9 protein-coding genes and 1 pseudogene are annotated in these 11,763 nt (G+C 75.8%); 3 read left to right on the forward strand and 7 right to left on the reverse strand.

Annotation, left to right across the window (positions count from 1 at the left end):
• Positions 1–179 precede the first annotated feature (179 nt).
• Positions 180–1,376 (reverse strand): thiolase family protein, encoded by a 1,197-nt coding sequence (locus OG422_RS24695; RefSeq protein WP_405745691.1) that lies wholly within the window; start codon positions 1,374–1,376, stop codon positions 180–182.
• 197 nt (positions 1,377–1,573) lie between these two features.
• Between OG422_RS24695 and hemG the strand changes: the two genes are divergently transcribed.
• Together hemG and hemQ are read left to right on the forward strand one after the other, a co-directional pair.
• Positions 1,574–3,031, forward strand: coding sequence for a protoporphyrinogen oxidase (gene hemG, locus OG422_RS24700; RefSeq protein ID WP_405745694.1), 1,458 nt, complete (start codon positions 1,574–1,576; stop codon positions 3,029–3,031).
• 11 nt (positions 3,032–3,042) lie between these two features.
• Positions 3,043–3,789: a hydrogen peroxide-dependent heme synthase gene (hemQ, locus tag OG422_RS24705; protein WP_143941943.1), complete on the forward strand. Its 747-nt coding sequence runs from the start codon at positions 3,043–3,045 to the stop codon at positions 3,787–3,789.
• Between the two features lie 82 nt (positions 3,790–3,871).
• On the opposite strand, the gene OG422_RS24710 is transcribed toward hemQ, so the two are convergent.
• From OG422_RS24710 to OG422_RS24730, 5 genes and pseudogenes are all read right to left on the reverse strand, one after another.
• Positions 3,872–5,563 carry an alpha/beta hydrolase gene (locus OG422_RS24710; protein ID WP_405745698.1) on the reverse strand — a complete coding sequence of 564 codons (1,692 nt, stop codon included), beginning with the start codon at positions 5,561–5,563 and terminating at the stop codon, positions 3,872–3,874.
• 121 nt (positions 5,564–5,684) lie between these two features.
• The gene (locus tag OG422_RS24715; protein ID WP_143941944.1) at positions 5,685–6,452 is read right to left on the reverse strand and encodes a TIGR04222 domain-containing membrane protein; all 768 of its coding nucleotides are present in this window, start codon (positions 6,450–6,452) and stop codon (positions 5,685–5,687) included.
• 134 nt (positions 6,453–6,586) lie between these two features.
• Positions 6,587–7,633 carry a TIGR04222 domain-containing membrane protein gene (locus tag OG422_RS24720; protein ID WP_405745701.1) on the reverse strand — a complete coding sequence of 349 codons (1,047 nt, stop codon included), beginning with the start codon at positions 7,631–7,633 and terminating at the stop codon, positions 6,587–6,589.
• Between the two features lie 5 nt (positions 7,634–7,638).
• Positions 7,639–9,118, reverse strand: a pseudogene (locus tag OG422_RS24725) (DUF692 family multinuclear iron-containing protein).
• Between the two features lie 145 nt (positions 9,119–9,263).
• On the reverse strand, positions 9,264–9,923 hold the full coding sequence (locus tag OG422_RS24730; RefSeq protein ID WP_405745703.1) for a LysE family translocator: 660 nt from the start codon (positions 9,921–9,923) through the stop codon (positions 9,264–9,266).
• A gap of 205 nt (positions 9,924–10,128) precedes the next feature.
• Between OG422_RS24730 and OG422_RS24735 the strand changes: the two genes are divergently transcribed.
• Positions 10,129–10,881, forward strand: a complete 753-nt coding sequence (locus tag OG422_RS24735; RefSeq protein WP_405745706.1) for a hypothetical protein — start codon at positions 10,129–10,131, stop codon at positions 10,879–10,881.
• A 63-nt stretch (positions 10,882–10,944) separates the two neighbouring features.
• Here OG422_RS24735 and OG422_RS24740 read toward each other — a convergent pair whose 3' ends face one another.
• Positions 10,945–11,700 carry a peptidyl-tRNA hydrolase gene (locus OG422_RS24740; RefSeq protein WP_405745709.1) on the reverse strand — a complete coding sequence of 252 codons (756 nt, stop codon included), beginning with the start codon at positions 11,698–11,700 and terminating at the stop codon, positions 10,945–10,947.
• Between the last annotated feature and the right edge of the window lie 63 nt (positions 11,701–11,763).

The following is an 11,763-nucleotide window of genomic DNA, read 5'->3' on the forward strand; positions in this document are numbered from 1 at the left end:
AGCCAGGCTACGGCCCGGCACCGACAACGGCGGGGGAGCGCGGCGGCCACGCCGGGACGAGGCGGGGAGCGGACTGTGACGGTGCCAGGCCGGGGCCGCCACGAGGCCCCCGTGCGGCGCCGCTCACCGGGCCGGGGCCGTCACGAAGCCCCGTGCGGTGCCGGGCCCGGCCCGCCCCTTCACCGCTCCAGCACGACCGCCAGTCCCTGCCCCACCCCGATGCACAGCGCCGCCAGGCCCGTGCCGGAGCCGCGGGCCGCGAGTTGGTGGGCCACCGCACCGGCCAGTCGCGCACCCGACGCCCCCAGGGGGTGGCCGATCGCGAGGGCGCCGCCGCGTGGGTTGACGAGGGTGGGGTCCAGCTCCGGCCAGCGGCCGATGCACCCCAGGGCCTGTGCGGCGAACGCCTCGTTCAGCTCGAAGACCGCCAGGTCGCCGAAGCCGCGCCCGGCGCGGTCCAGGGCCCGCCGTACCGCGCCGACCGGGCCGAGCCCGTAGAACTGCGGTTCCACGCCCGTCACCGCGCTCGCGCCGATCCGGGCCAGCGGTTCCCGGCCGGTGGCCCGCAGCCCCTCCTCGTCGGCGAGGAGCAGCGCCGCCGCGCCGTCGTTGAGCGGCGCGGAGTTCCCGGCGGTGACCGTCCCGCCGATGCGGCGGAACACCGGCTTCAGCCGGGACAGCGCCTCCAGGGAGGACGCCTCCCGGATCGTCTCGTCGCGCTCCAGCGCCACCCCGGGCAGCGGCACCACCTCCGCGTCGTAGTGCCCCTCGCGCCAGGCGCGGCTCGCCTTTTGATGGCTGGCCAGCGCGAACACGTCCTGCTGCTCGCGGGTGATCCCGTGCAGATCGGCGATCTTCTCGGCGCCCTCGCCCAGCGCGACCGTCCACTCGGGCCGCATCCGCGGGTTGACCATCCGCCAGTCCGGCGTCGTGGAGTACAGCTCCTGGTTGCCCGTCGGGAAGCCGCGGTCCGGTGCGGCGAGGACGTACGGCGCCCGGCTCATCGACTCCACGCCGCCCGCCACCACGAGGTGCGCATCGCCGTGCGCGAGGGCCCGCGCCGCCTGGATGACGGCCTCCAGACCCGAACCGCACAGCCGGTTGACCGTCACCCCGGGCACCGTGTCCGGCAGCCCGGCCAGCAGCACGGCCATGCGCGCCACGTTCCGGTTGTCCTCACCGGCGCCGTTCGCGTCGCCGAGGACGACGTCGTCGATGAGGGCCGGGTCCAGCTCGGGGCTGCGCGCCACCAGCGCCGCCAGGACGTGCGCGGCGAGATCGTCGGGGCGTACGCCCGCCAGCGCACCGCCGTATCTGCCGACCGGGGTCCGTACGGCGTCGACGACGTAGACGTCCCGTGCGCGGTGCTCGGTCATCAAGGGTGTCCTCGCTGTCTGGGGCTGTCCGGGGAGCCGGGGGACCGGGCCGTCCGGGCGCGCGCCCGCGCGGGGCGGCAGCGGCGCGGGCGGGCGCCGGGCCGCCGCCCGCCCGAGTCTTTGCCGGGCCCCGGGCGGTGTCAACGGGGCCCTCGGCCAACGTCCCGGCGCCCGGAGCGCTCTGAGAGAGTGGGGGCATGAGCGCAGCGCACACCAGTACGGGCCGGGCAGCCGGCCGCCATGTGGTCGTCATCGGCGCCGGGATCGCCGGCCTCGCCGCGGCGCACCGCCTCCTCGAAGGCGGCGCCGCGGTGACCGTCCTGGAGGCGTCCGGGCGGCTCGGCGGCAGGCTGCGGGCCGGGGAGATCGCCGGCGTACCCGTCGACCTGGGCGCCGAGTCGATGCTGGCGCGGCGGCCCGAGGGCGTGGACCTCGCCCGCGCCGTCGGCCTCGGCGACCGCCTCCAGCCGCCCGCCACCGCCTCCGCCACCCTCTGGACGCGCGGGGCGCTGCGCCCCATGCCCAAGGGCCACGTCATGGGCGTCCCCGGCGACCTCGCCCCGCTCGCGGCCTCCGGCGTCATCTCGGCGGAGGGCCTCGACCGCATCGCCGCCGACGCGACCCTGGAGCGCACCGACGTCGGCGAGGACGTCGCGGTCGGCGCGTACGTCGCGGAGCGCCTCGGCCGCGAGGTCGTCGACCGGCTCGTCGAACCGCTGCTCGGCGGCGTCTACGCGGGCGACGCCTACCGCATCTCGATGCGCGCCGCCGTCCCGCAGCTCTTCGAGGCGGCCCGCGCCGAGCGGTCCCTGATCGCGGGGGTCCGCTCCCTCCAGGAGCGCGCCGCCGAGGCGGCCCGGGACCTCCCCGCCGACCGGCCGGTCTTCATGGGCATCGACGGCGGCATCGGCACCCTGCCCGGCGCCGTCGCGGACGCGGTACGCGCCGCCGGTGGCGAGATCGCGCTGCGCACCCCCGTTCGTTCGCTGCGCCGCCGCGGCGCCGACGGCTGGCGGGTGGTGGCGGGCGACCGCACGATCGAGGCGGACGCGGTGGTCCTGGCGGCGCCCGCCGGGCCCGCGGCACGGCTGCTGCGGGACGACTGCCCGGCGGCCGCCACCGAGCTGGACACCGTCGACTCCGCCTCGATGGCGCTGATCACCCTGGCCTTCCGCCGCGCCGACCTGGAGCGCATCCCGGAGGGCAGCGGCTTCCTCGTACCGCCCGTGGACGGCCACCGCATCAAGGCGTCGACGTTCGCGAGCCGCAAGTGGGGGTGGATCGCCGACGCCGACCCGGAGCTGTTCGTACTGCGCACCTCCGTCGGCCGCTACCAGGACGACGCGCTGCTGGGCCGCGACGACGCCGAGCTGGTGGACATCTCGCTCGCCGACCTCGGCGCGGCGGTGGGCCTTGCCGCCCGCCCCGTGGCGTCCACCGTCACCCGCTGGGAGGGCGGGCTGCCGCAGTACTTCGTCGGCCACCCGGACCGGGTCGCCCGGATCCGCGCGGCGCTCCCCGGGGCGCTGCGGGTCTGCGGCGCGGCCTACGACGGCGTCGGCATCCCGGCGTGCATCGGGTCGGCGCGGCGGGCCGCCGACGAGATCCTCGCGGCGCTGGAGACCCGGGCGCCGGACTTCTCCGGAGGCGAGTGAGAATGGTCGGTATGACAGACGCTTCCACCGCTTCCACCCCCGACCGGTCCGCCGCGGAGCGGGCGCAGAACGCCGGCAAGAAGGCGAAGGACCTCAACGACACCATCCGCTACACCCTGTGGTCGGTCTTCCGGCTGCGGGACGTCCTCCCCGAGGACCGTAGCGGGTACGCCGACGAGGTCGAGGAGCTGTTCACGCAGCTCGCCGCCAAGGACGTCGTGGTCCGCGGCACCTACGACGTCTCCGGGCTGCGAGCCGACGCCGACGTGATGATCTGGTGGCACGCGGAGACTGCGGACGCCCTCCAGGAGGCGTTCAACCTCTTCCGCCGCACCCGCCTGGGCCGCGCCCTCACCCCGGTGTGGTCCAACATGGCGCTGCACCGCCCCGCCGAGTTCAACAAGTCGCACATCCCGGCGTTCCTCGCCGACGAGCGCCCCCGCGACTACGTCAGCGTCTATCCGTTCGTGCGCTCCTACGAGTGGTACCTGCTGCCCGACGACGAGCGCCGGAAGATGCTCGCCGACCACGGCAAGATGGCCCGCGGCTTCCCGGACGTCCGCGCCAACACCGTGCCGTCGTTCTCGCTCGGCGACTACGAGTGGATCCTGGCGTTCGAGGCCGACGATCTGTACCGCATCGTCGACCTGATGCGTCATCTGCGCGGCTCCGAGGCGCGGCGTCACGTCCGCGAGGAGGTGCCGTTCTACACCGGTCGCCGCAAGCCGGTCGCCGAACTGGTCGCCGGCCTGGCCTGATCCGGCCGCGTACGGCCCGTGCACCACGACGGCGGGCCGCCCCACCATGGGGCGGCCCGCCGTCGCTGTGTCCTCCGGGGGCTCACCGGGGGCTTGTCGCGCCCTTCCGGGCCTTCCTGGTGGCCTGCGTCCCGTCGCCCGGCTTCGGCTCGGCGCGCGGCGCGCAGTACACCCGGTGCCCGGGGACGGTGCCGTGCAGCAGATACGCCTCCACATGCGCGTTCACGCAGGTGTTGGGGCCGTACGCGATGCCGTGGGTTCCGGCGCCGTTCTCGGTGACCAGGGACGAGCCCGGCAGGCGCTCCTGGAGCCCGAGGGCGCCCGGGTAGGGCGTGGCGCCGTCGCGTTCGGCGGCCAGCAGCAGGACCGGCGGCAGCGCGCCGGGCGCGGTACGGATGTCGACCGGACCGCGGTGCCCGGGGAGGGCCTGCGCCGCCCGGGCGGCGGCCGCGTACCGGGCGGCCTCGCCGACCTCGTCCGCCCCGGGGGCCCGGTCCGCGGCCCGGCCGGTCGCGGCGGTCAGCCCGGCGCGCGCCGACTGCGCGGCGTCCGGCCAGAAGGCGCACGGCAGGTTCATCCAGACGTTGTCCCAGGTCTCGAACGGCGCGACCCGCGCCACCTCGGCGTTGTCGCGGTCCCAGGTGCGCAGGTCGCGCGGCCAGGCCGCGTCGTTGCACTGGACGGCGGTGTAGACCGCGTTGCTGTTCTCCTCGGCGGCCGCGTCCTCGGGATCGGGCGCCGCCTGGGCCCGCAGCGGCTTCTCATCGCCCCGCAGATACGCCGACAGGGCCGCCGCCCGGCGCGGCCAGTACACGTCGTTGTAGCCGGTGCTCAGGAACGCCGACTGGAGCTGCGCCGGTCCCACCGTGCCGCCCGCCGGATGGCGCCGCAGCCGGGCGAGCGCGGTGTCGTACGCGTGCTGCACGGCCCGCTCCGTGGTGCCCAGGTGGTAGGCGTCGTGGTGGCGGGCGACCCAGCGCAGCCAGTCGCGCCAGCGGCCCTGGAACGCGATGTTCTGGGTGAGGTTGTTGCGGTACCAGATCTGCCGCGGGTCCGGGTCGACGACGCTGTCGAAGATCATCCGGCGGACGTGCCCGGGGTAGAGCGTGGCGTACAGGGCGCCGAAGTAGGTCCCGTAGGACGCGCCCATGAACGTCAGCTTCCGCTCGCCGAGCGCGGCCCGCAGCATGTCGAGGTCGCGGGCGTTGTTGACGGAGTTGTAGAACGGCAGATCGGCACCGGCCTTCCGGGCGCAGCCGCGCGCGTACGCCGCGGCCTGCGCGGTCTTCTCGCGCTTGAAGGCGGCGGTGGGGTGCACCTGGCTGTCCGTCGGGGCCTTGGCGAACGCCTTCGGGTCCTGGCAGGACAGCGGCACCGACCGGCCGACGCCGCGCGGCGCGTAGCCGACGAAGTCGTAGGCGCGGGCGGTCCGGCGCCACTTGGGCAGTGTGCCGTAGAGCGGGAAGTCCATGCTGGAGCCGCCCGGCCCGCCCGGGTTGAAGACCAGGGCGCCCTGCCGCTCCTTGGGGGCGGTGGCGCGGATCCGGCTGACCGTCAGCTTGATCTGCTTGCCCTGGGAGCGCGCGTAGTCGAGCGGGACGGTCAGCGCGGCGCACTCGACGTCCGACGGCAGGTGCTCGACGGGGGCGCAGCGCCCGAAGGTGAGGGGGCGCGCGAGGGGCGCGGGCGCGTGGGTGGCGCCGTCCGCGGGGGCGGTGGTGAGGGCGCTCAGGAGGAGCGACCCGATGGTTCCGTACAACGCGAGTGCTTTCACGAACCGTCCCTTCGTCGTGCCCGGCACGTATGCGGCCGCGCGCGTGCCGCATACGTGCATACAAAAGGGATGGTTGGGGCGGTGGTCGGTGAAGTAAAGCACCGGGCTGCGGTGTTGCCCGCTATACCCCGGAAGAGTGGAGGGCCGAGCGCAGCGCCGGATCGTCGAGCGCCCGCGGGCCGTGCAGTGCCAGGGCGGTCAGCGCCTCCCCGGGTGCCGCGGGCGGGGCGGACGTGGCGGCGCGGCGCAACCGGCCCGCGCCCGCCTCCGTCGCCCAGCGCGCGGCCGGGCGGTACTCGGCGCGCGCCATCGCCCACGTACCGGCCGTCAGGACCAGCGGCAGCGCGAACCAGCCGAGCAGCGGCCCGGTGGCGCGCTCCGGCGGGGCCTGCCAGACCGCCGCGGCGGCGGCCAGCAGCACGACGAGGGTGGCGGCCCGCACCTGCCGCAGTGCCTCGCCGAGACCGCCGTACGGGTCGGCCGACGGGGCGAGACCGGCGGCGACCAGCCGGGCCGTCAGGGACCGCAGCGCCTCCGTGGCGGCGAGTCCGTTGCGGATGGCCGGTATGCGGCGCTGCCCGTCGGACCCGATGGCGGTGAGCACCGCGCATTCGACGGCGTCCCGGCCGATCGGGTCGACGACCGTGGCCCAGCCGGTGTGCGCCAGCAGCAGACGGCGCTGCTGCGCCATCGACACCAGGGTGACGTCGGCGACTCTGTCCGGCCCGCCTGCCAGGAACGCCGTTTCGTACAGCGTCGGTCCGTGGGGTGCCCCGGGCGGCGGGGCGGTGGGGCAGGCCGGCGGCGGCAGGACGCGGGCGGCGTGGCAGACGCGGAGACAGGAGACGGCGGCGGCGAGCACGGCGACGGCGAGGAAGAGAAGCCCCATGGCGGAATTTCTACGCGAACACCCGTCCGGTCGCCATGGGATATCTCAGCATGCGGGAACCGGGCGGGCGGCCCGGGAGCCCCGGCCGGAACCGGGCCCGTACGGCCGCCCGCCCCCGTGGTGCGCCTCCGCGCTCAGCTCCCGCAGCTCGATCCGCCGCACGAGGAGGAGGACCCACCGCCGCACGAGGAACCGCCTCCGCACGAGGACCCGCCGCAGGAGGAACCCCCGTGGTGCGAACCGCAGGAGGAGCCCCCGCTGTGGTGCGAGCCGCCGCAGGAGGACCCGCCGCCGTGGTGGTGCGAGCCCCCGCAGCTCGATCCGCCGCCGGACCCGCCGCACCAGGCGGCCTGTGCGGAGCCGTCGACCCAGGTGTTCCCGCCGTCGGACGACGAGCCGCCCGCGGTCGCGGCCATCGCGGTCTGTGCCTGGGCCAGTTGCTCCCGCAGCACGTCGTCCGAGAGCAGCGCGGCGCTGCCGATCGCCACCAGGAGCGCCGCCGGAACCGCCGTTTTCGCGTGTGTGAGCGGATGGTGGGTGGCCTGGGCGCCCCGGAGTGCGAGCCGCCCGGCTTCCGTCAGCCTTCCCCGTCCGCTCTGCTTGCAGATCCCGCCGATGACCAGCGCCACGACCACCGCGGGCGCGATCACCACCACGGTGGGGACCTCGACCGGGTCCGCGTCCAGGTGACCGGCCGCGGTGAGCAGCACGGCGCCGAGGATCAGCACCGCGGCACCTGCCATCTGGAGGTTCGCCCACGCCCTGCTGACGCGCCCGCGTGCGGGGTGCCGCATCAGCCCGCGCTGCGCGAGCCGGTCGCCGACCTCCTGGACCGCGGGGTCGGTCATCGCGCGGCGCCGCACCTCGGCCAGCGCGCCGCCGGGCGTGGCCGCGGCGGCGTTCAGCACGGCCGCCTCGACGGCGTCGCGCGGGGCGTTGCGGAGCACGGTCACCACACCGGGCTCGCCGACGGCCACCCGGCCGTCCTCGTGCAGCGCGGCGACGGCGGCGTCCACCAGGCGCGCGGGCCCGCCGCCCAGGAACGCGATCTCCCACACGTCGCGGGTGGGCGCGTCCACCAGCCGGATCTTGTTTTCCGGCCGACGTCCGCGGACGGTGGCCACGATGAGGCCCACCGATGACAGCGCCATCACCAGGTACACCCAGGAAATGAAGGACACGGTGGTCACCTCCGGTGCGCGGCGGGCCGGACGGCCCGCAGAAGTCGGGAGAACAGGGGGGAGCGGGAGAGCCGGGCCAACGGGCCGGTGCCGGGCGGCCGGGGGCCCGCCCGGTCCTGCCACCAACGGGTCAGCCGGGCCCGCGCCCCGGCGTCGTCCGGCAGCCCCCGCGCCAGCAGATGGGCGGCGAAGTCCAGGGCGTCGCGCCGGTGGCCATCGGTCAGCGGGCGGCCCCGCGTGTACGCGAGGAACGCCGGGCGGTAGCCGTCCCCCAGGATCTCGGGCAGCTCGGGCGCGACCTTCGCGATCACCGTGGCCCGCTTGGCGGCCAGCGCCCGGCGCTGCACCTCCAGCCGTACGGGATCGAAGCCCTCCGGCGGCGGCGCCCCGGCGACCAGCGCCGCCAGCAGGCCCTCCTGGGCGCGCGCCAGCCGCCCGCGGGCGGCGTCGGTGGCGTCCGAGGCGGGGGCCGCGTCCCGGTGGGCGGAGTCCGCGCGGGGTGGGGTGATGCCGGGGGCGGCGACGGGCCGGTCGGTACCGGCGACGGGCCGGGGGGCGCGCGTCGTCCCGTGGGCGCCCTGTGCAGGCGCCTGGGCGCCCACGGCGGATGCCGCCCGTATCGGGCCTCGGTCCGCTCCTCCGTCAGGCCGCTGCGTCATGCCGGGCCCCTTCCAGCACCGTGCGGATCGCGGTCAGTTCCGCGGCCAGCTCGCCGGGCTCGGGGAAATCCTCGTCGCGCTCCAGCAGCACCCCGGGCGGTACCGTCCGCGCGCACAGCGCCCCGAGGACGTCCAGCACCGGGCGGGTCACCGGATGGGCGTGGCTGTCGTGCCAGACGCCGTCGCGCTCCACGCCGCCCGCGACGTGCACATAGGCGAGCGCCTCCAGCGGCAGCGCGTCCAGGACGGTGGCGGGGTCCTCGCCCCGGTTGACGTGGTTGGTGTGCAGATTGGCGACGTCGATGAGCAGCCGCACGCCGGTCCGTTCGACCAGTTCGGTCAGGAACTGCCCCTCGGTCATCTCCTCGCCGGGCCAGGCGACGAGCGCCGCGATGTTCTCCAGCGCCAGCGGCACCGGCAGCGCGTCCTGCGCGATCCGTACGTTCGCGCACAGCACGTCGAGCGCGTCACGGGTGCGCGGCACCGGCAGCAGATGCCCCGCCTCCAGCCGGGGCGAACCGGTCGCCGGACCCCCGGCGCGGACGAACGCGATGTGCTCGGTGACCAGCGGCGCGTCCAGGGCCACCGCGCGCTCCGCGAGCGCCGTCAGCCGCCCCTCGTCGGGCCGGTCGGCGCCGCCGAGGCCCAGCGACACCCCGTGCGGCACCACCGTCAGGCCCCGTGCGCGCAACTCCTGGAGCTCTGGCGGCAGATGGTCGGGGCAGAGGTTCTCGGCCACCACCTCGACCCAGTCCAGGCCGTCGAACCCGGCGATCTCCGTGGCGATTTCCGGCCGCCAGCCGATGCCCGTTCCCAGGCGTTCCATCCGTTCCCCCTTGCACTGTGTATGCACCGGTACTTCGCCCCGGCACCGCCCACCGAACCCTGTGCGCGCCGGTTTCAGAGCCCGATTTGAGCTTCTGCGTGCGGCGACGCCCACCGTCGGGACCGGCCGTGCGCGCTGTCGGCCGTCAGCGGGCCGCCTCGAACCCGGTGGCCGCCCCCAGGGCCAGCAGCACCCCGCCGGTGGCCTGATCCAGCCGCCGTCCTACCCGGGGGCGGTGGAAGAAGGCGCGCGCCCGGTGGACGGCGCAGGCGAGGGTGCCCAGCCACAGGACGCCCAGCGCGGCGTGCACCGCCACCAGCAGCAGGGTGGTGGCCACCACCGGCGCGCCGTGCGGGATGAACTGCGGCAGCAGCGACAGGTAGACCACGCCGACCTTGGGGTTGAGGACATTCGTCAGCAGCCCCGTGCGGAACGCCCGCAGCGGCGAGAGCCCGTCCGTGCCCGCGTCGTCCGCGTCCTCGACGGTGGCCGGAACCGCAGTCTCTGGAGCGGTCCGGTTGCGTCGCGAGGCCCGCAGCGCCTGGACGCCCAGCCACATCAGGTACAGCGCACCGGCCACCCGCAGCGCGCCGTACGCCGCCTCGGAGGCGGACAGCATCGCCGTCAGTCCCACCGCCCCGGCCAGCCCCCAGACGAAGCATCCCGCGGCGATGCCGAAGGCGCTGCACAGCGCGGCCCGCCGCCCCGAGCCGAGCGCCGTGCGCAGCACGACGGCGAAGTCGGGCCCCGGTGAGACGGTCAGCAGCGCGGCGACGGCGGTGAAGCCGAGGAGAGACGTGAACACGCCACAAAGGTACGGGCCGGGTTCCGGCCACCCTCAGGGGGCCCGGGGACCCGTGCGCGCGCCCCTGCCCCCTGAGCGGATGGGCGGTCCGGCGATGGCCGGAAAAATACCTGTGCCGTCCGGGCTGGCGACGTACCTTTCCCTCCCGGCCTCGATAGTTCACATCCCCCGGGGTGAAAAGTATTCAGCGGTGAGGAGCAGGCGCATGATCGTGATCAGCCTCGGCCCGGAGCGACGGGTGGACCCCGGGGAGGACGAGTTGGGACGCGATCGCGTCGGCTACGGCCCCACCATGAGCCCGACGGCCCTGTACGACGCCTGCCACGGCACCTGGCACCTGGGGGAGCGCGCGCAGCGGGAGCGCTTCGCCCTCATGACCTGCGACGGCGTCGGAGTCCTCGCCGTCGCGATCGACCGCGTCGGGCCCGCCCCGGGCGGCGACGAGGGACGGGAGGGCGCGCGCCGGTCGGTGATCCATGGCGACGTCCTCACCCCGGGGCACGCCGTCCACGACGCCTACGTCGGCAAGCCGTCGCCGCTGCCGCCGCAGCGCAACCCGGTGGGCTACTTCGACGCCCCGGAGGAGCGGTCCCCGTGCCTGTGCGGATGCGGGGAACGGACCCCCGCGGGGAAGGACTTCGTCACCGGGCACGACCAGACCGCCGTGCACGACCGGATCCGTCAGCTGGGCGGTGTCCGTGGCTTCCTCGCGTGGTTCGACCGTGCCCATGGCCACTGGCCCGGCATCAACGTGATCTACGAACCGGTCACCCTCGACGGCACCCCGACCGGTAAACCGCCCCGCCGCCGGCACCTCGCCGGGTGCGACCACCACTACACCGACGACGCGGGCCGCACCCTGAACCCGATCCGCCCCGCGACCCGGGAGGAGATGGCCTCCCTCCCGCCCTGCAAGGACTGCGTCACCGCGGCGGCCAAGGCGGCATCGGGCGGGTAGCCGCCCGGAGAACAGAGCCCTGTGGAAGGCCGGGACCCGGTGGCGGAGCCCGGAAGCCCTCGCCTACGGGCGGCGCGATCCGGGCAGCGGGCAGAACCGTTCGCCGCCCTCCGCCACCACCGTCGGCCCGGGGGCGATCTCGGTGAAGCCCGCGTCGTGCACCACCGGCAGCCCGCTCCGGGTCAGGCCGTCCCAGGCGTCCGTCGGCGCGGTCCGTACGGACAGCGGGAAACCGGCGTCCCGCCAGGCCGCGCGCTCCGGTGCGGACAGCTCCCACCAGGCCAGTTGCGCGCCGTGCCCGGCCTGCGCCATGGTCTTGCCCGCCGACATCGTCAGGCCCGGGTTGAGCCAGAGCACCGGATTCCCGGCGGGCGGCGCGGATGGCGGCTCCGGGTCGTCCAGTTCGGTGCCCGAGACCTGGAGGCGGGCCAGGTCCTTGGGCCAGCCGTCGAGCGGCACCGGGGGGTGGACCCGCACCTCGGTGCGGTCCCCGGTCACCGTGAGGCCCGGCAGCGCCTCGGCCCGCCGCCACTCGGCGCCGCGCGCCCGCCGCACCACCTTCCGGATCCGGGCGTCCTGCCAGTCCCGTACGGCCGCGGCCCACTCGCCGTCGCCGTGCGCGCGGGCGTCGGAGAGCAGCACCAGTACGGCGCGGGCGGCCGTCTCCAGGGCGTCGGTGCGCGCCGGGGGACCGGCCCGCTCGATGCGGACGACGAGCGGCAGGACGAACTGCGGCGCGACGTCCCGCTCCGCCGCGCTCCTCAGGTGCGCCCCGACCGCGGTCGGGGCGGCGGAGCCATGGGCTTCGGTGCTGGTCATCCGCCCAGTGTGCCAGCCGTCCCAAGGGCGCCCGTGCGCCGGACGACGTGACCTCGCGGACCC

Source organism: Streptomyces sp. NBC_01525 (genome assembly GCF_045040405.1).
GTDB lineage: Bacteria > Actinomycetota > Actinomycetes > Streptomycetales > Streptomycetaceae > Streptomyces > Streptomyces benahoarensis.

What these genes read in the sequence shown, in the direction of transcription:
- OG422_RS24735 (WP_405745706.1), top strand. Translation starts at nt 10,129, where the DNA reads ATGATCGTGATCAGCCTCGGCCCGGAGCGACGGGTGGACCCCGGGGAG.
- OG422_RS24740 (WP_405745709.1), bottom strand. Translation starts at nt 11,700, where the DNA reads ATGACCAGCACCGAAGCCCATGGCTCCGCCGCCCCGACCGCGGTCGGG.
- hemG (WP_405745694.1), top strand. Translation starts at nt 1,574, where the DNA reads ATGAGCGCAGCGCACACCAGTACGGGCCGGGCAGCCGGCCGCCATGTG.
- hemQ (WP_143941943.1), top strand. Translation starts at nt 3,043, where the DNA reads ATGACAGACGCTTCCACCGCTTCCACCCCCGACCGGTCCGCCGCGGAG.
- OG422_RS24695 (WP_405745691.1), bottom strand. Translation starts at nt 1,376, where the DNA reads ATGACCGAGCACCGCGCACGGGACGTCTACGTCGTCGACGCCGTACGG.
- OG422_RS24715 (WP_143941944.1), bottom strand. Translation starts at nt 6,452, where the DNA reads ATGGGGCTTCTCTTCCTCGCCGTCGCCGTGCTCGCCGCCGCCGTCTCC.